Origin of the sequence: Streptomyces sp. NPDC000983, from assembly GCF_040299205.1 — a bacterium.
Lineage (GTDB): Bacteria > Actinomycetota > Actinomycetes > Streptomycetales > Streptomycetaceae > Streptomyces.
This window is the reverse complement of sequence record NZ_JBEPBM010000006.1, coordinates 150,783-174,606: the sequence shown is the minus strand read 5'-3', so window position 1 is coordinate 174,606 and position 23,824 is coordinate 150,783. Positions and strand designations below refer to the sequence as shown.

21 protein-coding genes are annotated in these 23,824 nt (G+C 72.0%); 7 read left to right on the top strand and 14 right to left on the bottom strand.

The window, feature by feature from the left end; genetic code table 11:
* Positions 1-33: 33 nt before the first annotated feature.
* The 3 genes from ABT296_RS09280 to ABT296_RS09270 all read left to right on the top strand — a co-directional run bounded on the left by ABT296_RS09280 (position 34) and on the right by ABT296_RS09270 (position 3,668).
* On the top strand, positions 34-1,443 hold the full coding sequence (locus tag ABT296_RS09280) for a phytoene desaturase family protein (protein WP_351924946.1): 1,410 nt from the start codon (positions 34-36) through the stop codon (positions 1,441-1,443).
* Positions 1,440-1,949: an O-acetyl-ADP-ribose deacetylase gene (locus ABT296_RS09275; RefSeq protein ID WP_351924944.1), complete on the top strand. Its 510-nt coding sequence runs from the start codon at positions 1,440-1,442 to the stop codon at positions 1,947-1,949. The genes ABT296_RS09280 and ABT296_RS09275 overlap by 4 nt, the downstream gene beginning before the upstream one ends.
* A 411-nt stretch (positions 1,950-2,360) precedes the next feature.
* Positions 2,361-3,668: a hypothetical protein gene (locus ABT296_RS09270; protein WP_351924942.1), complete on the top strand. Its 1,308-nt coding sequence runs from the start codon at positions 2,361-2,363 to the stop codon at positions 3,666-3,668.
* A 12-nt stretch (positions 3,669-3,680) separates the two neighbouring features.
* Here ABT296_RS09270 and ABT296_RS09265 read toward each other — a convergent pair whose 3' ends face one another.
* Entirely contained in the window at positions 3,681-4,037 is a 357-nt protein-coding gene (locus ABT296_RS09265; RefSeq protein ID WP_351924940.1) for an ArsR/SmtB family transcription factor, read from the bottom strand.
* A 56-nt stretch (positions 4,038-4,093) separates the two neighbouring features.
* Here ABT296_RS09265 and ABT296_RS09260 point away from each other — a divergent pair, with 56 nt between their 5' ends.
* The 3 genes from ABT296_RS09260 (at position 4,094) to ABT296_RS09250 (ending at position 8,027) form a co-directional block, all read left to right on the top strand.
* The gene (locus tag ABT296_RS09260) at positions 4,094-6,010 is read left to right on the top strand and encodes a heavy metal translocating P-type ATPase (protein WP_351924938.1); all 1,917 of its coding nucleotides are present in this window, start codon (positions 4,094-4,096) and stop codon (positions 6,008-6,010) included.
* A gap of 61 nt (positions 6,011-6,071) precedes the next feature.
* On the top strand, positions 6,072-7,535 hold the full coding sequence (locus tag ABT296_RS09255; protein ID WP_351925187.1) for a DNA-3-methyladenine glycosylase 2 family protein: 1,464 nt from the start codon (positions 6,072-6,074) through the stop codon (positions 7,533-7,535).
* Between the two features lie 9 nt (positions 7,536-7,544).
* Positions 7,545-8,027, top strand: coding sequence for a methylated-DNA--[protein]-cysteine S-methyltransferase (locus ABT296_RS09250; RefSeq protein WP_351924936.1), 483 nt, complete (start codon positions 7,545-7,547; stop codon positions 8,025-8,027).
* Here ABT296_RS09250 and ABT296_RS09245 read toward each other — a convergent pair.
* The 4 genes from ABT296_RS09245 to ABT296_RS09230 form a co-directional block, all read right to left on the bottom strand.
* Positions 8,024-8,392: a VOC family protein gene (locus ABT296_RS09245; protein WP_351924934.1), complete on the bottom strand. Its 369-nt coding sequence runs from the start codon at positions 8,390-8,392 to the stop codon at positions 8,024-8,026. The genes ABT296_RS09250 and ABT296_RS09245 overlap by 4 nt on opposite strands.
* A 15-nt stretch (positions 8,393-8,407) precedes the next feature.
* Positions 8,408-9,133 carry an SIR2 family NAD-dependent protein deacylase gene (locus ABT296_RS09240; RefSeq protein ID WP_351924932.1) on the bottom strand — a complete coding sequence of 242 codons (726 nt, stop codon included), beginning with the start codon at positions 9,131-9,133 and terminating at the stop codon, positions 8,408-8,410.
* Positions 9,134-9,220: 87 nt separating this feature from the next.
* The gene (locus ABT296_RS09235) at positions 9,221-9,712 is read right to left on the bottom strand and encodes an NUDIX domain-containing protein (RefSeq protein WP_351924930.1); all 492 of its coding nucleotides are present in this window, start codon (positions 9,710-9,712) and stop codon (positions 9,221-9,223) included.
* A gap of 24 nt (positions 9,713-9,736) precedes the next feature.
* Positions 9,737-10,810, bottom strand: a complete 1,074-nt coding sequence (locus ABT296_RS09230) for an ADP-ribosylglycohydrolase family protein (protein WP_351924928.1) — start codon at positions 10,808-10,810, stop codon at positions 9,737-9,739.
* 155 nt (positions 10,811-10,965) lie between these two features.
* On the opposite strand from ABT296_RS09230, the gene ABT296_RS09225 reads away from it, so the two are divergent.
* Positions 10,966-12,096 carry a glycerate kinase gene (locus ABT296_RS09225; protein ID WP_351924926.1) on the top strand — a complete coding sequence of 377 codons (1,131 nt, stop codon included), beginning with the start codon at positions 10,966-10,968 and terminating at the stop codon, positions 12,094-12,096.
* A gap of 480 nt (positions 12,097-12,576) precedes the next feature.
* Here ABT296_RS09225 and pssA read toward each other — a convergent pair whose 3' ends face one another.
* From pssA to ABT296_RS09180, 9 genes are all read right to left on the bottom strand, one after another.
* Entirely contained in the window at positions 12,577-13,395 is an 819-nt protein-coding gene (pssA, locus tag ABT296_RS09220; RefSeq protein ID WP_351925185.1) for a CDP-diacylglycerol--serine O-phosphatidyltransferase, read from the bottom strand.
* A 22-nt stretch (positions 13,396-13,417) separates the two neighbouring features.
* Positions 13,418-14,074, bottom strand: a complete 657-nt coding sequence (locus ABT296_RS09215) for a phosphatidylserine decarboxylase (RefSeq protein ID WP_351924924.1) — start codon at positions 14,072-14,074, stop codon at positions 13,418-13,420.
* 168 nt (positions 14,075-14,242) lie between these two features.
* On the bottom strand, positions 14,243-15,448 hold the full coding sequence (locus ABT296_RS09210) for an acyl-CoA dehydrogenase family protein (RefSeq protein WP_351924922.1): 1,206 nt from the start codon (positions 15,446-15,448) through the stop codon (positions 14,243-14,245).
* Between the two features lie 2 nt (positions 15,449-15,450).
* Entirely contained in the window at positions 15,451-15,963 is a 513-nt protein-coding gene (locus ABT296_RS09205; RefSeq protein ID WP_351924920.1) for a MaoC family dehydratase, read from the bottom strand.
* Between the two features lie 4 nt (positions 15,964-15,967).
* The gene (locus ABT296_RS09200) at positions 15,968-16,927 is read right to left on the bottom strand and encodes an HpcH/HpaI aldolase/citrate lyase family protein (protein ID WP_351924918.1); all 960 of its coding nucleotides are present in this window, start codon (positions 16,925-16,927) and stop codon (positions 15,968-15,970) included.
* The gene (locus ABT296_RS09195) at positions 16,924-19,074 is read right to left on the bottom strand and encodes an ethylmalonyl-CoA mutase (protein WP_502977211.1); all 2,151 of its coding nucleotides are present in this window, start codon (positions 19,072-19,074) and stop codon (positions 16,924-16,926) included. Before ABT296_RS09195 ends, ABT296_RS09200 begins: the two co-directional genes overlap by 4 nt.
* An 11-nt stretch (positions 19,075-19,085) precedes the next feature.
* Entirely contained in the window at positions 19,086-20,429 is a 1,344-nt protein-coding gene (ccrA, locus tag ABT296_RS09190) for a crotonyl-CoA carboxylase/reductase (protein WP_351924915.1), read from the bottom strand.
* A 422-nt stretch (positions 20,430-20,851) separates the two neighbouring features.
* Positions 20,852-21,661, bottom strand: coding sequence for a TetR family transcriptional regulator (locus ABT296_RS09185; RefSeq protein WP_351924913.1), 810 nt, complete (start codon positions 21,659-21,661; stop codon positions 20,852-20,854).
* Positions 21,662-21,797: 136 nt separating this feature from the next.
* On the bottom strand, positions 21,798-23,603 hold the full coding sequence (locus ABT296_RS09180) for a 3-hydroxyacyl-CoA dehydrogenase family protein (protein WP_351924911.1): 1,806 nt from the start codon (positions 23,601-23,603) through the stop codon (positions 21,798-21,800).
* Between the last annotated feature and the right edge of the window lie 221 nt (positions 23,604-23,824).

Here is a 23,824-nt window from a genome sequence, read left to right as displayed (position 1 = left end):
ATCGGCTGACGAAGGAGTCCGAAGGTGCCGTCGATGCTCGATGCGGTCGTGGTGGGGGCGGGGCCGAACGGGCTGACCGCCGCCGTGGAGCTGGCCCGGCGGGGATTCTCCGTGGCCCTCTTCGAGGCGCGTGACACCGTGGGCGGAGGCGCCCGCACCGAGGAACTCACCCTGCCCGGGTTCCGCCACGACCCGTGCTCGGCGGCGCACCCGCTGGGCGTCAACTCCCCGGCGTTCCGCGCCCTGCCGCTCGGGCGCTACGGACTGGAGTGGCTGCACCCCGAACTGCCCATGGCCCACCCGTTCCCCGACGGCACCGCCGCCGTGCTCTCCCGCTCGGTCGGGGAGACGGCGGCCTCCTTCGGCGCCCGGGACGCCGGCGCGTACCGCAGGCTGGTCGAGCCCTTCCTACCCCGCTGGGACACCCTGGCGCGGGACTTCATGTCGCTGCCGCTGACCTCCCTGCCGCGCGACCCGGTCACCCTCGCCCGCTTCGGCCTGGCCGGACTGCCCCCGTCCACCTGGCTGACCCGCCGCTTCCAGGGCGAGCGCGCCAAGACCCTCTTCGCCGGCCTGGTGGCCCATGTCATGGCGCCGCTGAACGGCCTCGCCACCGGCGCCGTGGGCCTGGTCTTCGCCCTCTCCGCGCACGCCCGGGGCTGGCCCGTGGCCCGGGGCGGCTCCCAGGCGATCTCGGACGCGCTCGCCGCGTACCTGCGCGACCTCGGCGGCACGATCCACACCGACTACGAGGTCAAGCGCCTCGACGACCTGCCGCCGGCCCGGTCGTACATCTTCGACACCTCACCGACCGCGCTGGCCCGGATCGCCGGGTTCGGGCGGTACTACGAGCGCTACCGGTACGGCGCCGGAGTCTTCAAGATCGACTACGCGCTGGACGGACCGGTCCCGTGGACCGCCCCGGAGGCCCGGCGCGCCGGCACGGTCCAGCTCGGCGCCGGCAGCGCGGAGATCGGCGCGGCCCTTCGCGCCGCCGCCCGGGAGGGGCGGGCACCCGACCGGCCGTTCATGATCACGGTCCAGCCCGGAGTCGTCGACCCGGACCGGGCCCCCGCCGGGAAGCAGGTCTTCTGGGCGTACGCCCATGTCCCCAACGGCTGGACCGGCGACCTCACGGACGCGATGGAACGCCAACTGGAGCGCCACGCACCGGGGTTCCGGGACCTGGTGCTCGCCCGCGCCACCGCCGGACCGGCCGAACTCGCCGCCCGCAACGCCAACTACGTCGGCGGCGACATCGGCTCCGGCGCGGCCTCGGGACTGCAGCTCATGCTGCGGCCGAAGCTGTCGCTGTCCCCCTACGGCACCCCGCATCCGGCGGTCTTCATCTGCTCCTCGGCCACCCCGCCCGGGCCCGGGGTGCACGGAATGTCGGGGCACAACGCGGCGAAGGCCGTCTGGAGAAGGTTGAGGCAGACATGACCACGATCACGCTCGTCCAGGGCGACATCACCCGGGAGAGCGCCGACGCCATCGTCAACGCCGCCAACTCCTCGCTGCTCGGCGGCGGCGGGGTCGACGGCGCCATCCACCGCCGCGGCGGCCCCGAGATCCTCGCCGAGTGCCGGGCACTGCGCGCGTCCCGGTACGGCAAGGGCCTGCGGACCGGGCAGGCGGTCGCCACCACGGCCGGGGAACTCGACGCGCGGTGGGTGATCCACACCGTCGGCCCCGTCCACAGCGACAGCGAGGACCGCTCGGACCTGCTCGCCTCCTGCTACCGCGAGTCCCTGCGCGTCGCCGACGAACTGGGCGCCCGCACGGTCGCCTTCCCGGCCGTCTCCACCGGCGTCTACCGCTGGCCCATGCGAGACGCGGCCCGCATCGCGGTGGAAACGGTGCGCGCCGCGCGGACGGACGTCGAGGAGGCACGCTTCGTCCTCTTCGACGACCGGGCGTACGAGGCGTTCACGGAACAGCTCCGCTGACGGACAAGACGGAGGGGCCGTACAGCACAACGACGCCGTTCCCGAGCGGCCCTGCTTCCGCGCGGCCGGAGAACGAAACTGGTCGGCACATCCGCATCGTCCACGCGCCGGTGGTCTGACCACGGAAACCAGGTGAGGGTGCCCGGATGTCAGGGTGCGCCCCTCTTGCACCAGCCCTGCAGGGATCCGGTCGAGAATCATCGTGGCTCGCACATGACGCCGACCGAACAGCGGAAACTCAACCATCACCCGCCACGCCCGCGCGCCCCGCGCGTACACCGCCCGCTGCGGTGGTCACCCGTTTTCTGCCGCCGCGGGCGTGCGCCTTCGCTCACCCGTCCGGCCCGTCGAGGTCGCCGCCCTCCGCTCCCCGGGTTCTGCTGAGCCCAGCGGAGCAGGAGGGAGAACGGCATGGCGAGCGACGGCGATGCCTCGGGTGCCTCTCAGGAGGAGCTGGAGCGGCTGCGGGCGCGGGTCGCCGCGCTGGAGGAGGAGCGGGCCGGGCGGCCGAAGCGGCATGTGGGCCGGGCGGTGCTGGCCACCGTGCTCATCGTCCTCGGCTGCATCCTCGCCCCGCTGGGCGCGGTCGCGGCCTGGACCGCCGACCTCGCCGGCGACACGGATCGCTATGTCGACACGGTCGAGCCGCTCGCCGGTGACAAGGACGTCCAGAACGCCGTGGCCACCCGGGTCACCGACGCCCTGATGTCCCGCCTCGACCTGGCCGCCCTGCTCCAGCAGACGGAGGCCGCGGACCGGCCGCTGGTGGAGAAGGCGCTGGGCAAGCTGGGCGACTCCCTCCAGGACGCGGTCAGCAGCTTCGTGCACGACAAGGCGCAGGCCGTCGTCGCCTCCGACGCCTTCGAGACGATCTGGACCGAGGCCAACCGGCGGGCCCACGACGCCGTCGTCAAGGCGCTCACCGGCCAGGGCGGCGGCGCGGTCCAGCTCAAGGACGACGCCGTCACGATCGACCTCGGGCCGGTCGTCGACCGGGTCAAGCAGCGGCTCGTCGACGAGGGCATGACGGTGGCCGGGAACATCCCCGAGATCCACACCGACATCACCGTCGTGCAGTCGCAGGACATCGGCAAGGTCCGCACCGGGTTCCGGCTGCTCCAGATCGTCGGTTTCTGGCTGCCCGTGGTGTCGGTCCTGCTCGTCGCGGCCGGCGTGGCGGTGGCCGTGCGCCGGCGCCGGGCCCTGGTCGCCGGCGCGCTCGGCTTCGCCTTCGCCGTCGGGCTGCTCGGCATCGCGCTGTCCGTCTTCCGGGTGGTCTACCTCGACGCCCTGCCCCCGGGTGTCTCCCAGGCGGCCGCCGAGTCGGTGTACGACACGCTCATCCGCTATCTGCGGGTCGCCGTCCGGGTGGGCGTCGTCCTGGGCGTGGTGGTCGCCCTCGCCGCCTGGCTCACCGGACCCGGGCGCCGGGCCGGATTCGTCCGGCAGCTGTGGCACAACGGCATCGGCGCGGTCCGGTCCACCGCGGACCGGGCGGGCCTGCGCACCGGGCGGGTCGGGCACTTCCTGTACCGGCACCGCACCTGGATCTCCTGGCTGCTGGTGGCCGCGGCGGCGGTGGCCTTCGTCCTGTGGCCGTACCCGACCGGCGCGGTCGTCGTCGGCCTGGCCCTCACCCTGCTCTTCGCCCTGGCGGTGGTGGAGTTCGTCGCGGAGGACGAGACCGGGCGGCCGACCCACGACAAGACCGCGGCCTAGCCCTGTCGGCCCTCACTCCGCCGTGTCGCTGAGCCCCAGCCGCAGATGTTCCACATGGTAGACGGCCTGGTCGAGGAGTTCGGCGACATGGTGGTCGTGCAGCGCGTACACCACCGACCGGCCGCGCCGCTCGCCCACCACCAGCCCCAGATTGCGCAGCAGCCGCAGCTGGTGCGAGCAGGCCGACTGCTCCATGCCCACCTCGGCCGCCAACTCGGTCGCCGGCAGCGGGCCTTCGCGCAGCCGCGCCAGGATCAGCAGCCGGGAGGGGGTGGACAGGGCCTGGAGGGTGGTCGCCACCTTCGCGACGTTGTCCGCGTCCAGACGTACCCGCTCGTCGTCGGTGGTGGTGACGGCTCCATGACCCATGCGCGTATCCTACCCATCACGCATGAACAGATGAATGAGTCTTCATGTGTTCCTGTATGGTGGCCCGCGTGTCCACCGCACTCGCCCCCGCCCATGCCCCCGCGACCGCCCCGGCCGCCCCCCGCCGCCGCACCCGGGTCCTCGCCCTGCCCGAGGCCCGCTGGGCGCTCGCCGCCACCGTCGCCTTCCTGCTGGGCCTCGCCCTCGACCTTGCCGGCGCCCCCGCCTGGACCTGGGCCCCGCTCTACGCCGCCGCCTACGCCACCGGAGGCTGGGAGCCCGCCCTGGAAGGGCTGCGCGCCCTGCGCGAGAAGACCCTCGACGTCGACCTGCTGATGATCGTCGCGGCGCTGGGCGCGGCCTCGATCGGACAGGTCTGCGACGGCGCCCTGCTGATCGTCATCTTCGCCACCTCCGGCGCCCTGGAGGCCCTGGCCACCGCCCGCACCGCCGACTCCGTACGCGGACTGCTCGACCTCGCGCCGAGCACCGCCACCCGCGTCACCGACGCGGGCGAGGAGACCGTGCCGGCCGCCGCGCTCGGCGTGGGCGACCTGCTGCTGATCCGGCCGGGCGAGCGCATCGGCGCCGACGGACACGTCCTGGACGGCACCAGCGAGGCGGACGAGGCCACCATCACCGGCGAGCCGCTGCCCGTCGTCAAGCGCCCCGGCGACGAGGTCTTCGCCGGCACCCTCAACGGCGCCGGCGCCCTGCGCGTCCGCGTCGCCCGCGACCCCGCCGACTCCGTGATCGCCCGGATCGTCACCCTGGTCGAGGAGGCGTCCCGCACCAAGGCGCCGACCCAGCTCTTCATCGAGAAGGTCGAACAGCGCTACGCCGCCGGCCTCGTCGTCGCCACCCTCGCCGTCTTCGGCGTGCCCCTGGCGTTCGGCGCCGAACTCACCGACGCCCTGCTGCGCGCGATGACCTTCATGATCGTCGCCTCCCCGTGCGCGGTCGTCCTCGCCACGATGCCGCCCCTGCTCTGCGCCATCGCCAACGCCGGCCGGCACGGCGTGCTGGTCAAGTCGGCCGTGGCGATGGAACGCCTCGGCGAGATCGACCTCGCCGCCCTCGACAAGACCGGCACCCTCACCGAGGGCGCCCCCGAGGTGACCGCCGTACGCCCGGCGGCCGGCACCGGCCTCGACGAGGACGCGCTGCTCGCGCTCGCCGCCTCCGCCGAGCACCCCGGCGAACACCCGCTGGCCCGGGCGATCGTCGCCGCCGCCCGCACCCGCGGCCTGCGGCTCGCGCCCGCCGAGGACTTCACCGCCCACCCCGGCCGGGGCGTCACCGCCACCGTCGCCGGACACGAGGTGAGCGTCGGCCGGGCCGACGCCGACGGCGACGCCACCGTCGTGGCCGTCACCCGCGACGGCGAGCCGGTCGGCACCCTCGCCCTCACCGACCGGCTGCGCGCCGAGGCCCCCGCCACCACGGCCGCCCTCACCGCGCTGACCGGCACCGCCCCCGTCCTGCTCACCGGCGACCACCCCGGCGCCGCCGCCCGGGTCGCCGCCGCGACCGGCCTCACCGACGTCCGCGCCGGACTGCTCCCCGAGGACAAGGTCGGCGCCGTACGCGCCCTCCAGGACGGCGGCCGCAAGGTGCTCTTCGTCGGCGACGGCGTCAACGACGCGCCCGCCCTGGCCGCCGCCCACTCCGGCATCGCCCTCGGCCGGGCCGGCTCCGACCTGGCGCTGGAGACCGCGGACGCGGTGATCGTGCGCGACGAGCTGACGACCGTGCCGGCCGTGGTGCGGCTCTCCCGCTCCGCCCGCCGCCTGGTCGTGCAGAACCTCGTGATCGCGGGAGTCTTCATCACCGGACTCGTCCTGTGGGACCTGCTCGGCCACCTCCCGCTCCCGCTCGGTGTCGCCGGACACGAGGGCTCGACCGTGCTGGTCGGCCTCAACGGACTCAGGCTGCTGCGTGAATCGGCATGGGTCCAGGACAGCCGAGGTTGATGTCGGATTCTCGCCAGCCTTCGCGTTCCGGGTCCTCGATGCTTGAGCCATGCGAACGGGGATGCACACCGAGACCGAGACCTGCGTGCGGGCCGTGCAGGCCAAGGACGCGCGCTTCGACGGCTGGTTCTACACGGCCGTCCTGACCACCGGGATCTACTGCCGGCCGAGCTGCCCGGTGGTCGCGCCCAAGCCGGAGAACATGGTGTTCCACCCGAGCGCGGCCGCCTGCCAGCAGGCCGGGTTCCGGGCCTGCAAACGCTGCCGCCCGGACGCCAGCCCCGGCTCCCCGGAGTGGAACCGGCGCGCCGACCTGGTGGCCCGCGCCATGCGGCTGATCGCCGACGGGGTGGTCGACCGCGAGGGCGTGCCGGGGCTCGCCGGCCGCCTCGGCTACAGCGCCCGCCAGGTGGAACGCCAGCTCCTCGCCGAACTGGGCGCCGGCCCGCTCGCCCTGGCCCGCGCCCAGCGCGCCCAGACCGCCCGGCTGCTGATCGAGACGACCCCGCTGCCGATGGCGCAGATCGCCTTCGCCGCCGGGTTCTCCTCGATCCGCGCCTTCAACGACACCGTCCGCGAGGTCTTCGCCCTCGCCCCGAGCGAACTGCGGGCCCGCGCCCCCCGCCCCGGCCGGACCTCCGGAGCACTCACCCTGCGCCTGCCGTTCCGCGCCCCGCTCAACCCCGACAACCTCTTCGGCCACCTCGCCGCGACCGCCGTCCCCGGCGTGGAGGAGTGGCGCGACGGCGCCTACCGCCGCACCCTGCGCCTGCCCCACGCCCACGGCGTCGTCGCCCTCACCCCGCGGCCCGACCACATCGCCTGCCGGCTCACCCTCGGCGACCTGCGCGACCTGACCGTCGCCATCAGCCGCTGCCGCCGGCTCCTCGACCTCGACGCCGACCCGGTCGCCGTCGACGAACAGCTCGCCACCGACCCCCTGCTCGCCCCGCTGGTCGCCAAGGCACCCGGCCGACGGGTGCCGCGCACCGTCGACGAGGCGGAGTTCGCCGTCCGGGCCGTCCTCGGCCAGCAGGTCTCCACCGCCGCCGCCCGCACCCACGCCGCCCGCCTGGTCACCGCGCACGGCGAACCCGTCGACGACCCCGAGGGCGGCCTCACCGACCTGTTCCCGGCGCCCGCGGCCCTGGCCGCCCTGGACCCGGAGACCCTCGCCATGCCGCGCAGCCGCCGGCGCACCTTCACCACCCTGGTGGAACGGCTCGCCGACGGCGGCCTCCGGCTCGGCGTGGAGAGCGACTGGGAGGAGGCGCGCGCCCGCCTGCTAGAACTGCCCGGCTTCGGGCCCTGGACCGTCGAGGTCATCGCCATGCGCGCCCTCGGCGACCCCGACGCCTTCCTCCCCACCGACCTGGGCATCCGCCGCGCGGCCGGCGAACTGGGCCTGCCCTCCACCCCCGCCGCCCTCACGGCCCGCGCCGCCGCCTGGCGGCCCTGGCGGGCGTACGCCGTCCAGTACCTCTGGGCGACCGACAGCCACCCGATCAACTTCCTCCCGGTCTAAGGACGTTCCATGCGCCGACACAGCGTGACCGACAGCCCCTACGGCCCCCTCACCCTCGTCGCCGACGACGGGGTCCTGTGCGGGCTCTACATGACCGAGCAGCGCCACCGCCCCGCCGAGGAGACCTTCGGCGCCCGCGACGACACCCTCTTCGCCGACGCCGAGGAACAGCTGGAGGGCTACTTCGCGGGCGAGTTGACCGAGTTCACCCTCGAACTCCGCCTGCACGGAACCCCGTTCCAGCGCACGGTCTGGGAGCAGCTGCGCCGCATCCCGTACGGCGAGACCCGCAGCTACGGCCAACTCGCCGACGCCCTCGGCAAACCCGCCGCCTCCCGGGCGGTCGGACTCGCCAACGGCAAGAACCCGATCGGCATCATCGTCCCCTGCCACCGGGTGGTCGGGGCGGACGGCGGCCTCACCGGCTACGGCGGCGGCCTGGACCGCAAGCGCCGCCTGCTGGACCTCGAAAGGGCGGCAGGGATGCTCTAGTCCGTGCGCTCCGCCGCGCTGCGCTCCACGCAGAACTCGTTGCCCTCCGGATCGGCCAGGACCGCCCAGCCCAGGCCGTCCGGGGTGCGGCGGTCGTCGACCAGGGTGGCGCCGAGCGCCAGGATCCGCTCGACCTCCTCGTCCCGGGTGCGGTCCTGCGGCTGGAGGTCCAGATGGATCCGGTTCTTGACGGTCTTGGGCTCCGGGACCGTCACGAACAGCAGCCCCGCCCCCTCGATCAGCGCCTCCCCGGCGCCCGGCTCGTCGTCCTCGTGCAGCGGCAGGCCCAGCACCCCGGACCAGAAGGAGGCGAGGCCGTAGGCGTCGGCGCTGTCGATCGTCGTGTGGCGGATGGCAGAGGTCATGGAAGCGATTGTGATCTACGCGGCCAGTCCGCGCAGCAGCTCCGGCAGCGCCGTGCCGATGGGCTCCCGGATCACCTCGTCGGCGAGCTCGTCGTACGGCGTCGGCTCGGCGTTGACGATCACGAGCCGCGCCCCGTGGTCGGCGGCCACGCCCGCGAGGCCCGCCGCGGGCTGCACCTGGAGCGTCGTACCGACCGCGACGAACACCTGGCAGGCCTTGGCGATCGCGACGGCCTCGCCCAGCACCACCGGGTCGAGTCGCTCCCCGAACATCACCGTGGCCGACTTCAGGATCCCTCCGCACTCCCGGCACGGCGGATCCGCCTCACCGGCCTCCACCCGGGCCAGGGCCTCCGCCATGGGGCCGCGCGCATGGCACCCGGTGCACACCACCTGGTGTGCGGTGCCGTGCAGTTCGAGCACCTTGCGGGCGGGCATCCCGGCCCGCTGGTGCAGCCCGTCGACGTTCTGGGTGATCACCCTGACCGGCACCCCGGAGCGCTCCAGCGCCGCCACCGCGTGGTGCGCGGCGTTCGGCTCCACCGTGAGCGCCTGGGTGGCGCGCCGCATCTGCCAGGAGCGCCGGCGGATCTCCGGATCGCCCATGTAGTACGTGTACGTGACGAGCTTCTCGGCCTCCGGGTCCCGCCGCCACAGGCCGTTCGGCCCGCGGTAGTCGGGGATCCCGGAGTCCGTGCTGACACCGGCGCCGCTGAGCAGGGCGACGAGGGGCTTGGTCATGTCACCGAGCGTAGGCGCGGGCCGCGACCGGGGCGAACGGATATTCGGGTGCGAGGGCGTGAGGGTGCGGGGACGCGGGCCTGCCGGTCAGCCGGCCCGGTGCCCGTTCTCCAGTTCCACCGTGCCGCCGCCGTCCGTGAGCACGTCCAGCGCGGCCAGCACCCGGCGGCCCAGGGCGCCCGGCAGCAGCCCGGTGAGCTCCTCGCGCGGGACCAGGCGCCAGGACAGCAGCTCCGTCTCCTGGAGCCGGATCGCCTTGAAGTCGTCCTCGCCGAGGACCCCGCCGTCGTACAGGTAGGCGACCAGCGGCGGCCGGTTCGTGCCGTGCACCCAGTCCACCGCCAGCAGCGGACCGAGCGGCAGGTCGAGCCCGATCTCCTCGGCCGTCTCCCGGCGCGCGCCCTGGCGCGGCGTCTCACCGGTGTCGGACTCGACCGTGCCGCCCGGAAGCGCCCAGCCCTCGCGGTAGTTGGGCTCCACCAGCAGCACCCGCCCCGCCGCGTCCCGGAACAGGGCGGCGGCACCGGCGAGGACACGGGGGAGTCCCGCGATGTACGTGGCGAAGTCCTGAGTGGTCATCCTGACAGGGTAACGACGGCGCCGTCACCCGCCGTTCGCCACCGCCACCGTGCGCCGGGCCAGTTCGCTGATCCGCACCCCGTCGAAGCCGAACACCGCGCTGCGCACCGTGTCCTCCAGCGGGTCCCGCCACTGCGCGGGGATGGCCCCGCCCCCGGTCCGCACCCCGGCCACCGAGCCGGCGGTCGCCCCGTTGGAGTCGGTGTCCAGGCCGCCCCGCACGGTGAGCGCGATGGTCCGGGTGAAGTCGCCGTCGCCGTAGAGCAGTCCGGCGGTCAGGACGGCTGCGTTCGGCACCGTGTGGATCCAGCCGAGGCCCGCGGTCTCCTCGGACACCGTCGTCAGGGTGTCCTCCCACGGCAGCCGGGCGTCGTGCAGGGAGATCACCCGGCGGACGGTCCGGGCGAGCCGGCTCGACGCCGGGATCACGGTGAGCGCCTCGCCCAGCGCCGCGCGCACGGTCGGCGCGGTGAACGCCGCCGAGATCAGCGCCGCCGCCCACATCGCCCCGTACACGCCGTTCCCGGTGTGCGACAGCACCGCGTCCCTGCGGGCCAGCGACGCGGCCCGGCGCGGGTCGCCCGGGCAGGTCCAGCCGAAGACGTCCGCCCGGATCAGGGCGCCGATCCACTCCTGGTAGGGGTTGTCGTAGGTGGCGGTCAGGGGCGGTTTCAGCCCGCCGGCGAGGTTGCGGTAGGCGGCCCGCTCGGCGGTGAACGTCTGCAGGTACGGCAGCCGCAGCAGCCACAGGTCGCCGACCTGCTCGGTGCTGAAGGAGAAGCCGTGCGTCTCCAGCAGGTGCAGGCCGAGGATGGCGTAGTCGACGTCGTCGTCCCGGCAGCTGCCGTGGATCCGGCCGCGCACACAGCTGCGCCACTCGGGGCGCAGCTCGAAGACCTCGCCGTCGCCGGGCGGCGGCTCCGGCAGGTAGTCGGTGAGCGGCAGCGCCGCCGCCCGCCGCAGATAGCGGTCGATCCGGTCCCGCGTCCACAGGTCGCCCTGCTCGACCGGCTTGCCCAGCATGTTGCCGGCGATCCGGCCCAGCCAGCCCCCGAGGACGCGGTCGGTGAACTCGTGCTCGGTGCCCACAGGGTTCATGACTTCGGTCTACCCGATTCCGCGCGCCCCGCACGGCGCGGCGGCGGGCCGTCCAGTCACCGGGCGGGGCATGACGGCGGAGGTGTCCTGCGGTTAAGGTCGCAGCGGCGCGACCGGCCCGCTGCGCGCGGGCCCGGAGAGCAAGGGGATCACAGGTGACACAGCGCGTGCTCATCGCCGCGGACAAGTTCAAGGGATCGCTGACGGCCGTGCAGGTCGCCGAGCGCGTGACGGCGGGGCTCCGCTCGGTCGCACCCGAGGTCGAGGTCGAGGCGCTGCCGGTGGCCGACGGCGGGGACGGCACCGTCGACGCGGCCGTCGCCGCCGGGTTCGAGCGCCGCGAGAGGCGGGTCGCCGGGCCGCTGGGCGACGAGGTGACCGCGGCGTTCGCGCTGCGCGGGGACACGGCCGTCGTGGAGATGGCGGAGGCCAGCGGTCTGCAACGGCTCCCGGCGGGCGTCCTCGCGCCCCTGACGGCCTCCACCCACGGCTCCGGGCAGCTCCTGCTCGCCGCGCTGGACGCGGGCGCCAGGACCATCGTCTTCGGCGTCGGCGGCAGCGCCACCACCGACGGCGGGGCCGGCATGCTCACCGCCCTCGGCGCGCGGTTCCTCGACGCGGACGGCGAGCCGGTGGCGCCCGGCGGGGGCGGGCTCGGCGCCCTGGCCTCCGCGGACCTCTCCGGCCTGGACCCGCGGCTGTCCTCCGTCGACCTGGTGCTCGCGAGCGACGTCGACAACCCGCTGACCGGGCCCAAGGGCGCCCCGGCGGTCTACGGGCCGCAGAAGGGCGCCTCCGCGGACGACGTGGCCGCGCTGGACGCTGCGCTGGCCCACTTCGCGAAGGTGCTGGAGTCGGCCGTGGGCCCGCGGGCGGCCGAGTACGCCGTCTCGCCCGGTGCGGGCGCGGCCGGCGGGATCGGCTACGGCGCCCTCCTGCTCGGGGCGCGTTTCCGGCCCGGGATCGAGGTCATGCTGGACGTGCTGGGCTTCGCGCCGGCGCTGGAGCGGGCGGAGCTGGTGATCACCGGGGAGGGGTCCCTGGACGAGCAGACCCTCCACGGCAAGGCCCCCGCGGGCGTTGCCGCGGCCGCCCGGGCGGCCGGCAAGGAGGTCGTGGCGGTCTGCGGCCGCCTGGCCCTCCCCCCGGAGGCCCTGGGCCGAGCCGGCATCCGCCGCGCGTATCCCCTGACGGCCACGGAACCGGACGTGGCCCGCTGCATCGCGGAAGCCGGCCCCATCCTGGAACGCACGGCGTCCCAAATCGCCCAGGACTTCCTGACCTGACCCCACGACGCACCATCGGCCGCGGCACCGTCGTGGCTGGTCGCGCAGTTCCCCGCGCCCCTGGGTGGGTGGGGCCGCGTCGTGTTTTCCGGCCGCGGCACTGTCGTGGCTGGTCGCGCAGTTCCCCGCGCCCCTGGGTGGGTGGGGGTTGGGTGGCTGTTCAGGTCAGGGAGTCATGGCTTGGCGGGGTGCGGTTCGAGGGGGCCCGGGGGTTTTTGGCCGGTCCTTTGGAGCGCCGGGAACTGTGCAGCCGCCGAGCTGCCACCTCCCCAGGGGCGCGGGGAACTGCGCGATCAGCCACAGTGGCGCCGCACCCAGCAGCGGGCAGAAGAACCCCGGGCCCCTCGAAGCACGCCCAGCTGCCACCTCCCCAGGGGCGCGGGGAACTGCGCGACCGGCCACGACGGCGCTGCAGTCGAAGACACGAAGAGGGGCCCCGGGTGGAAACCCGGGGCCCTCGAAAGCAATGTCGGCGGAGCGTTACGGGAGCTGTGCTGCCCGGGCCTCGCGGCGGTTGTCGCGGAAGTTGTTCACCCGGCGAGCCGTCGCGAACAGCGGAATGACCGCGCCCATGACCAGCTGCAACGCGCACCCGGTCTGCAGCAGCAACTGCCCGCTCGGCGCGTCGAACGCCCACGCCGCCAGCAGCCCCATGCTCAGCACGATCCAGCCGAGCATCGCCACCGCGAGGCGCCCCCGCGGCTTGGGGTACTCCACCCGGCTCACCATCAGCCACGCGGTCCCGAGGATCGCCAGCAGCGTCGCCACGAACGGCAGCTCCAGCAGCACGATCGAGACGACCGTCAGCGCGCCGAACGGCGAGGGCATGCCCTGGAACATGCCGTTCGGCGGCGTCACGCACGAGAACCGCGCGAGGCGCAGCACCACGGCCAGCAGCACCACGATCGCTCCGACCGCGGCCACCTTCTGGTGCGCGTCGTCCGCGACCATGCCGTAGACCAGGACGAAGTACGCCGGCGCGAGGCCGAAGCTGATGAGGTCGGAGAGGTTGTCCAGCTCGGCGCCCATGGGGGACGAGCGGAGCTTCCTCGCGACCAGGCCGTCGAACAGGTCGAAGACCGCCGCGCAGAGCATCAGGATGACGGCGGTGGCCGCGCTGTGGCGGGCCATGCCGGATTCCTGGCTGCCGGTGAGGTGCGGGATCAGGATGCCGGTGGTGGTGAAGTACACCGCCATGAAGCCGCAGGTCGCGTTGCCGAGCGTGAGGGTGTCCGCTATCGACAGGCGAAGAGAGAGGGGCATCTCCTCTTCTTCGTCCACCCCGTCGGCCTCGGGCACCCAGCCCGCCTGTGTCTCCGGATCAATCACGGTCAATGCGAGTCACCCCAGCCACGGTCTTCTGCCCGACCTCGACCGCGACCTCCACGCCCTCGGGCAGGTAGATGTCGACCCGGGAGCCGAAACGGATCAGACCGATCCGCTCGCCCTGCTCGACCTTCGTCCCCTGCGGGATGTAGGGCACGATGCGGCGGGCGACCGCGCCGGCGATCTGGATCATCTCGATGTCACCGAGCTCGGTGTCGAAGTGCCAGACGACGCGTTCGTTGTTCTCGCTCTCCTTGTTGAACGCCGGGACGAAACCGCCGGGGACGTGCTCCACGGAGGTCACCGTGCCGGAGAGCGGCGCGCGGTTGACGTGGACGTTCAGCGGGCTCATGAAGATCGCGACGCGGGTGCGTCCGTCCTTCCACGGCATGATGCTCTGCACCACACCGTCGGCGGGCGAGATGACGCGGCCCTGGGCGATCTCACGCTCGGGGTCGCGGAAGAACCACAGCATGCCCGCCGCGAGGGCGGTGGCGGGCACTGCGACGGCCTTGGCGGCGCCGGAGCGACGGGCCTTGACGAGGCTGAGGGCTGCCGTGGCGACGGTCGGGAGGAGCCACGGCGATGCTCCGCGTGCCAGGCGTACGCCGGCCAGGCTGTCGCGAGGTGCAGAGGTTTGGCTGTGGGGCATGGATGACCTTCGTAGCGGATGGAGCCGCGCATTGAGGGGGACGGCGGCTTTCCGGGATCGTACCGGTCGCGGGCCGCAACTGGGCAAGCCAGGAAGCCGAGTCGGCAGCCGAGGAGCGTTGACGGGGTGTGATCTTCTTCTCCAAGAAAACACCCCGTATCCGGACAATCAGCCCTGGAATCGATACTCTTCGAGCAGCCTGCGACCGATGATCATTTTCTGGATCTCGGCGGTACCTTCGCCGATCAGCAGCATCGGAGCCTCCCGGTAGAGGCGCTCGATCTCGTACTCCTTGGAGAAGCCGTAGCCGCCGTGGATCCGGAAGGCATCTTCCACGACCTCCTTGCAGTACTCGGAGGCGAGGTACTTCGCCATCCCAGCCTCAAGGTCGTTTCGCTCCCCGGAGTCCTTTTTGCGTGCCGCGTTCACCATCATCGCATGGGCGGCCTCGACCTTGGTAGCCATCTCGGCCAGCTTGAACTGGATCGCCTGGTGCTGGGCGATCGCCTTGCCGAAAGTGTGACGCTGCTGGGCGTACCGGACACCGAGTTCGAAGGCACGCTGAGCGACACCGCAGCCACGCGCCGCGACGTTGACGCGGCCCACCTCGACGCCGTCCATCATTTGGTAAAAACCTCGGCCGGTGACCCCGCCGAGCACCCGGTCGGCGGGAACTCGCAGGCCATCCATGATGAGTTCGGTGGTGTCGACCCCCTTGTACCCCATCTTGTCGATCTTGCCCGGAATGGTCAGGCCGGGGCGGACCTCACCGAAGCCGGGCTCCTTCTCGACGAGGAAGGTCGTCATCGACTTGTGGGGCGCCGTGCCCTCGGGGTGTCCTTCGTCACTTCGCACCAGAACGGCGACCAGAGAGGACGTTCCGCCGTTCGTCAGCCACATCTTCTGGCCGTTGAGGACGTACTCCTCGCCGTCCTTCACCGCCTTCGACGTGATGGCCGACACGTCCGAGCCGAGGGCCGGCTCCGACATGGAGAAGGCGCCGCGGATGTCACCGGCCGCCATGCGCGGCAGGAAGTGGTCCTTCTGCTCCTGCGTGCCGTGCTGCTTGAGCATGTACGCCACGATGAAGTGGGTGTTGATGATGCCGGACACCGACATCCAGCCGCGCGCGATCTCCTCGACGCACAGCGCGTACGTCAGGAGCGACTCGCCCAGGCCGCCGTACTCCTCCGGGATCATCAGGCCGAACAGGCCCAACTCCTTGAGGCCGTCGACGATCGCCTGCGGATACTCGTCGCGGTGCTCCAGCTCGGTGGCGACCGGGATGATCTCCTTGTCCACGAAGTCGCGGACGGTGGACAGGATCTCCTGCTGGATGTCGGTCAGACCGGCGGTCTGGGCGAGTCGCGCCATGACTACTTCCCCTGTTCCTGAAGCTCGGGGCGGCCCGGCTGCTCGCCGCCGCGCTCCTTGATGTACGTCTCGGTCGGCACCATCACCTTGCGGCGGAACACGCAGACCAGGGTGCCGTCCTGCTTGTAGCCCTTGGTCTCGACGTAGACGATGCCGCGGTCGTTCTTCGACTTGGAGGGCGTCTTGTCGAGGACCGTGGTCTCGCCGTAGATCGTGTCGCCGTGGAAGGTCGGTGCCACATGCCGCAGCGACTCGATCTCCAGGTTCGCGATCGCCTTGCCCGACACGTCCGGCACGGACATGCCCAGCAGCAGCGAGTAGATGTAGTTCCCCACGACGACGTTCCTGCCGAAGTCCGTCGTGTTCTCCGCATAGTTGGTGTCCATGTGGAGGGGGTGGTGGTTCATGGTGAGGAGACAGAACAGGTGGTCGTCGTACTCCGTGACCGTCTTTCCCGGCCAGTGCTTGTACGTCGCCCCGACCTCGAACTCCTCGTAGGTGCGTCCGAACTGCATGGCCCTACGCCTCCGGGATCTCGAACTTGCTGGTGCGCTGCATGCCGGCCGCGCGGCCCTTGCCGGAGACGACCAGAGCCATCTTGCGGCTGGCCTCGTCGATCATCTCGTCGCCGAGCATCGCCGAGCCCTTCTTGCCGCCCGCCTCCGACGTGTAGTAGTCGTACGCGTCCAGGATCAGCTCGGCGTGGTCGAAGTCCTCCTGCGAGGGCGAGAAGATCTCGTTCGACGCGTCGACCTGCCCGGGGTGCAGCACCCACTTGCCGTCGAAGCCGAGCGCGGCGGCACGCCGTGCCACCTCGCGGTAGCCGTCGACGTTGCGGATCTGGAGGTAGGGGCCGTCGATCGCCTGGAGGTTGTTGGCGCGGGCGGCCATCAGGATCTTCATCAGGATGTAGTGGTAGGCGTCCGCCGGGTAGCCGGGCGGCTGCTCGCCCACGACCAGGGACTTCATGTTGATCGACGCCATGAAGTCGGCCGGGCCGAAGATGATGGTCTCCACGCGCGGCGAGGCCTGCGCGATGGCGTTGACGTTGTTCAGGCCCTGCGCGTTCTCGATCTGCGCCTCGATGCCGATCTTGCCGACCTCGAAGCCCATCGTCTTCTCGATCTGCGTCAGCAGCAGGTCCAGCGCGACGACCTGCTCGGCCGTCTGCACCTTCGGCAGCATGATGCAGTCGAGGTTCTGCCCGGCGCCCTCGACGACGGTCACGACGTCGCGGTAGGTCCACTCGGTCGTCCAGTCGTTGACCCGCACGACACGCGTCTTGCCGGTCCAGTCGCCCTCGTTGAGGAACTTGACGATGGTGTGGCGCGCCTCGGGCTTGGCGAGCGGGGCGCAGGCGTCCTCCAGGTCCAGGAAGACCTGGTCCGCCGGCAGACCCTGGGCCTTCTCCAGGAAGCGGGGGTTGCTTCCCGGCACCGCGAGACACGAGCGGCGGGGACGCAGACGGTTGACGGTCATGCGGGGACCTCCAGGGGGTCGAGCTTGTTCGCTTTCCGGATCTCGTCGACGATGCGGCCGATGATTCCGGTGATGTCGAAGTCCTTCGGGGTGAAGACCGCGGCCACTCCGGCGGCCCGGAGCTGCTCGGCATCACCATTCGGGATGATGCCACCGGCGATCACCGGGATATCTGTGGCACCGGCCACACGGAGCCGTTCCAGGACGTCCGGGACGAGCCGGGCGTGCGAGCCGGAGAGGATGGACAGGCCCACCGCGTGCACGTCCTCGGCGAGGGCCGCGTCCACGATCTGCTCCGGGGTGAGCCGGATGCCCTGGTAGACCACCTCGAAGCCGGCGTCACGGGCCCGGACGGCGATCTGCTCGGCGCCGTTGGAGTGCCCGTCCAGGCCCGGCTTGCCGACCAGGAAGCGCAGCTTGCCGACGCCCATGTCGCGCGCCGTCAGCTCCACCTTGCGGCGCACCTCGGCCAGCGCCGTGCCCTCCGCCGCGGAGACCGCGACGGGCGCGGAGGAGACCCCGGTGGGCGCCCGGAACTCGCCGAACACCTCCCGCAGCGCCCCGGCCCACTCACCGGTCGTGACCCCGGCACGGGCGCACTCCAGGGTGGCCTCCATCAGGTTGCCGGTGCCCTTCGCGGCCTCCTTCAGCCGCTCCAGCGCCTTGCACGGGCGCGGGTGGTTGAAGGGCGGCTGGTACCGGGTGTCCCGCCAGTTCACCAGCGAGGCGATGACGCGCTCCTCGACCGCGGGGTCCACCGTCTGGATGGCCGTGTCGAGGTCGGCGGTGAGCGGGTTGGGCTCGGTCGTCTCGAAGACGTTGACGCCGACGATCTTCTCCTGGCCGGACTCGATCCGGGCCCGCCGCTCGGCGTGCGAGGCCACCAGCTGCGCCTTGAGGTAGCCCGACTCGACGGCGGCCATGGCGCCGCCCATCTCCTCGATCCGCCCGATCTCCGCGAGGCACTCGGTGACCAGGGCGTCGACCTTGGCCTCGACCACCTTCGAACCCTCGAACAGGTCCTCGTACTCCAGCAGGTCGCTCTCATGGGCGAGGACCTGCTGGATCCGCAGCGACCACTGCTGGTCCCAGGGCCGGGGCAGGCCCAGCGCCTCGTTCCAGGCCGGCAGCTGGACGGCACGCGCGCGGGCGTCCTTGGAGAGGGTGACGGCCAGCATCTCCAGCACGATCCGCTGGACGTTGTTCTCCGGCTGCGCCTCCGTCAGGCCCAGGGAGTTGACCTGGACGCCGTAGCGGAAGCGGCGCTGCTTGGGGTCCTGGATGCCGTAGCGCTCGGAGGTGATCCGGTCCCAGATGCGGCCGAAGGCGCGCATCTTGCACATCTCCTCGACGAAGCGGACGCCCGCGTTCACGAAGAAGGAGATCCGGGCGACGACGTCGCCCATGCGCTCCTCGGGGACCTGGCCGCTGTCGCGCACCGCGTCCAGGACCGCGATCGCCGTGGACATCGCGTAGGCGATCTCCTGGACCGGGGTGGCGCCCGCCTCCTGCAGGTGGTAGCTGCAGATGTTGATCGGGTTCCACTTCGGGATGTGGGAGACCGTGTACGCGATCATGTCCGTCGTCAGCCGGAGGCTCGGCCCGGGCGGGAAGACGTGCGTGCCGCGGGACAGGTACTCCTTGACGATGTCGTTCTGGGTCGTGCCCTGGAGCTTGGTGATGTCCGCACCCTGCTCCTCCGCGACGACCTGATAGAGCGCCAGCAGCCACATGGCGGTGGCGTTGATGGTCATCGAGGTGTTCATCTGCTCCAGGGGGATGTCCTGGAACAGCCGGCGCATGTCACCGACGTGCGAGACGGGCACGCCGACCCGGCCGACCTCGCCGCGGGCGAGGATGTGGTCGGGGTCGTAGCCGGTCTGCGTCGGCAGGTCGAACGCGACGGACAGACCTGTCTGGCCCTTGGCGAGATTGCGCCGGTACAGCTCGTTGGACGCCTCGGCCGTGGAGTGGCCGGCATAGGTCCGCATCAACCACGGCCGGTCCCTTTCTCGATGCGCCTGCGGCGCAGGGCGCTCCGTGCCGGTGTCGACGTTCCTCAGTCCGCGGTCGCTGCGCTCCCTTGCCTTCGTCTCTTTCGACACCGGCGCGCCCTGCGCCGCAGGCGGGGTCTGACGCTCGCTCATATGTGCTGCCCTCAGATGTTGCGGAAGCGGTTGATGGCGTCGATGTGCTTGGCGCGCATCTCCTGGTCGCGCACGCCGAGGCCCTCCTCGGGGGCGAGGCACAGCACGCCGACCTTGCCCTGGTGGAGGTTGCGGTGCACGTCGAAGGCGGCCTGGCCGGTCTCCTCCAGGGAGTACGTCTTCGACAGCGTCGGGTGGATCTTGCCCTTCGCGATCAGACGGTTGGCCTCCCACGCCTCGCGGTAGTTCGCGAAGTGCGAGCCGATGATCCGCTTCAGCGACATCCACAGGTAGCGGTTGTCGTACTCGTGCATGTAGCCCGAGGTCGACGCGCAGGTGGTGATGGTGCCGCCCTTGCGGGTGACGAAGACCGAGGCGCCGAAGGTCTCGCGGCCCGGGTGCTCGAAGACGATGTCGATGTCCTCACCGCCGGTCAGCTCGCGGATGCGCTTGCCGAAGCGCTTCCACTCCCTGGGGTCCTGGGTGTTCTCGTCCTTCCAGAACTTGTAGCCCTCGGCGTTGCGGTCGATGATCGCCTCGGCGCCCATCGCGCGGCAGATGTCCGCCTTCTGGTCGCTGGAGACGACACAGATCGGGTTGGCGCCGCCGGCCAGCGCGAACTGGGTGGCGTAGGAGCCGAGTCCGCCGCTCGCGCCCCAGATCAGGACGTTGTCGCCCTGCTTCATGGCGGCGCCGTTGCTGGAGACCAGCTGGCGGTAGGCGGTGGAGTTGACCAGACCCGGCGCGGCGGCCTCCTCCCAGCTGAGGTGGCCCGGCTTGGGCATCAGCTGGTTGGACTTGACCAGGGCGATCTCGGCGAGGCCGCCGAAGTTGGTCTCGAAGCCCCAGATCCGCTGCTCGGGGTCGAGCATGGTGTCGTTGTGGCCGTCCGAGGACTCCAGCTCGACCGAGAGACAGTGCGCGACGACCTCGTCACCGGGCCGCCAGGCGTTGACGCCGGGGCCGGTGCGCAGGACGACGCCCGCGAGGTCGGAGCCGATGATGTGGTACGGCAGGTCGTGGCGCTTGGCCAGGTCGTTGGTGCGGCCGTAGCGCTCCAGGAAGCCGAAGGTGGACAGCGGCTCGAAGATCGAGGTCCACACCGAGTTGTAGTTGACCGAGGAGGCCATCACGGCGACCAGGGCCTCGCCCGGGCCCAGTTCGGGCAGCGGCACGTCGTCCAGGTGGATCGACTTGCGCGGGTCCTTGTCGCGGGACTCCAGCCCCGCGAACATCTCGGTCTCGTCCTTGTGCACGGTGATCGCGCGGTACGACTCGGGGAGCGGGATGGCGGCGAAGTCTTCCGACGTGGCGTCGGTCGACTGGATCGCGTCCAGGATGTCCTTCACGGTCACGGTGATGCCTCCGGCGGTGAGCGTCTGAGGGGGACGCTGAGGGTTACGTCGGTGCTGCTGAGGGTGGATCGGGGGTGCCGTCGGTTCGGCGGACGGTGCTGATCGGCAGCGCTTTGTGGCGCGGGAGGGTGCCTGTGACGCAGGCGTCCGGGCGCGCGGCCCATGAGGCTGCGGGGACAGCCGGCGTACGCATGGTCTCTGCACGCCGGCCGCCCGGACCTCTTCAACGTATGACACCGCGTGTCACGCCGCAAGGCACTGAGTGCCAGGGATTGCTCTCAGATGAAATCTTTACGTAACAGATGAGCGATGATCGATCGAATCGGCTCCGGAAGCCGTCGGAAAACCTGCCCTGACATGCCAAAACGGCCACCCCGAGGGGTGGCCGTCATCACAGGGGCGAAGAGTTCCGCAGGGGCGCCTCAGCGTTCCTTGAGGGCTTCTTCGATGGTCCGCATCACCTGCTCCAGCGGCGCGTCCGTCCGCGCCACCGTCACCAGCACCTCGCCGTGGGTGGAGACCGTCGCGGCGGCCGGCTGGGGCTGGGCGGAGCGGCCGGCCCCGATGCCGGAGCCGAAGGTCTTGCGGACGATCGCGAAGGCGTGGTCCAGCTGCGCCTCCACATCGCCCTGGCCGCCCGCCCGCAGCCAGCGCCGCAGTACGTGGTTGTGCGCGGTGACCACGGCGGACGCCGCCACCTCGGCCAGCAGCGGGTCGTCGTTGGCGTCGTCGTCGTGGGCGTGCTCGTCGAAGTGGCCCAGGAGGTAGCGGGTGAAGAGGCGTTCGTAACGGGCCACCGAGGCGATCTCCGCCTCGCGCAGGGTGGGCACCTCGCGCGTGAGCTTGTAGCGGGCGACCGAGATCTCCGGGCGGGCCGCGTACATCCGCATGACCTCCTTGATGCCGCGGCACACCGTGTCGAGCGGATGCTCGTGCGCGGGGGCGGCGTTGAGCACCGCCTCGGCCCGGATCAGGGTGTCGTCGTGATCGGGGAAGATCGCCTCTTCCTTGGAGCGGAAGTGACGGAAGAAGGTACGGCGGGCGACCCCGGCCTGGGCCGCGATCTCGTCGACGGTGGTCGCCTCGTACCCCTTGGTGGCGAACAGCTCCATCGCCGCCGCCGCCAGCTCCCGGCGCATCTTGAGCCGCTGGGCGGCCGCGCGACTGCCCGCGGCACTCTCCGGCGCGTCGGGCGTGGCTGGTGTACGTGAGGACCTGGCGGGCTGGGACATGACCCGAACGTACTGCATCTGCGCAGCCCGGTGCGCGTGTCCCGGGGTTCCCCCGCTCCTGGGGAGCGGGGGAGAGTCCGCGGGGTCGAGCAGTCCGCCCCAGTCCTCGCCGCCGGTGAACCAGTCGCCCGGACGGTCAGCGCCGGGCATATTCGCGGAATCCCCGGCCCGTCTTGCGGCCGAGGCAGCCCGCGGCCACCAGGTGCTCCAGCAGGGGCGCCGGGGCCAGGCCCGGGTCGCGGAACTCGCGGTGCAGGACCTTCTCGATGGCCAGCGAGACATCGAGCCCGACGACGTCCAGCAGTTCGAACGGGCCCATCGGGTAGCCGCCGCCCAGCTTCATCGCCGCGTCGATGTCGTCGAGGGTGGCGTAGTGCTCCTGCACCATCTTGATCGCGTTGTTCAGGTACGGGAAGAGCAGCGCGTTCACGATGAAGCCGGCCCGGTCGCCGCAGTCCACCGCGTGCTTCCTGATCCGCCCGCAGACCTCGCGCACGGTGGCGTGGACGTCGTCGGCGGTGAGCACCGTCCGCACGACCTCGACCAGCTTCATCGCCGGCGCGGGGTTGAAGAAGTGCATGCCGATCACGTCCTGCGGACGCGAGGTGGCCCGCGCGCAGGCGACCACGGGCAGCGAGGAGGTCGTGGTGGCCAGCACCGCGCCCGGCTTGCAGACCTTGTCCAGCGTCGCGAACAGCTGCTGCTTGATCTCCAGGTCCTCGGCGACCGCCTCGACGGCCAGGTCGACCTCGGCGAAGGCGTCGTAGGAGCCCGCCGGGGTGATCAGGTCCAGGGTCCGCGCCGCGGCCTCCGCGGTCATCCGGCCCTTGTCCACCGAGCGGGCCAGGGACTTGCCGATCCGGGCCTTGGCGACCGCCGCCTTCTCCTCGCTGCGGGCGGCGAGGACGACCTCGTAGCCCGCCTTGGCGAAGACCTCGGCGATGCCGGAGGCCATGGTGCCGGAACCGGCGACGCCGACCGAGCGGACCTCACGGCCCGGGACCTGCACCGAGCCCTCCAGCGGGGTCAGCGCGTCCCGCACGACGACCGCGCTGCCCGGCGCCTCGTAACTGTAGAAGCCACGGCCCGACTTACGGCCCGTCAGGCCCGCCTCGCTGAGCTGCTTGAGGATCGGGGCCGGGGCGTGCAGCCGGTCGTGGGACTCGGCGTACATGGCGTCCAGGACCGTGCGCGCGGTGTCGATGCCGATGAGGTCCAGCAGTGCGAGCGGGCCCATGGGCAGTCCGCAGCCCAGCCGCATCGCGGCGTCGATGTCCTCGCGGGAGGCGTACTTGGCCTCGTACATCGCGGCGGCCTGGTTGAGATAGCCGAACAGCAGCCCGTCGGCGACGAATCCGGGCCGGTCGCCCACCGCGACGGGCTCCTTGCCGAGGTCCAGGGCCAGGTTGGTGACGGCGGTGACCGCGGCCGGCGCGGTCAGCACCGAGGAGACCACCTCGACCAGCCGCATCGCCGGCGCCGGGTTGAAGAAGTGCAGGCCCAGCACCCGCTCGGGGCGCGCCGAGTCGGCGGCGAGCCGGGTGACGGACAGCGCGTTGGTGCCGGTGGCCAGGATCGTCTCCGGCCGCACGATCGAGTCCAGCGCGCGGAAGATCTGCTGCTTGATCTCGTACGACTCCGGTGCCACCTCGATCACCAGGTCGGCGCCGGCCGCGGCGGTGAGGTCGCTGCCGGTGCGGATCCGGGCGAGTGCGTCGGCGCGCTCCTGCTCGGTGAGCTTGCCGCGCTCCACGGCACGGGCGGTCGAGGCGGCGATCGCGGTGACCGACTGGACGGCCGCGGCCTCGCTGACGTCGATGCCGACGACCTCGCGGCCGGCCTTGGCGAGCACTTCGGCGATACCGGTGCCCATCGTGCCGAGGCCGACGACGGCGACGGTCCGGATCGGGGACTGGGAGGTGTCGGACAGGGGAGTGGCCATCGCGGGACTCCAGGAATGAGGGTGACGACTGGGAACGCGACCCGGTGCGCCGAAACGGCGCCACGGGTGCGGAAGGAAAGCGGGATGCGGGTGTTGGTCCCGGGCTTACGAGCGGGCCGCGCGGTCAGCGCCCTGGAGGGGTGGAGACCTGCGTGACCAGCCACGACGGCATGTCGTGGCCCTCCAAGCGGAGCGCTCACGCACACGCCCGGTGCCGTCGC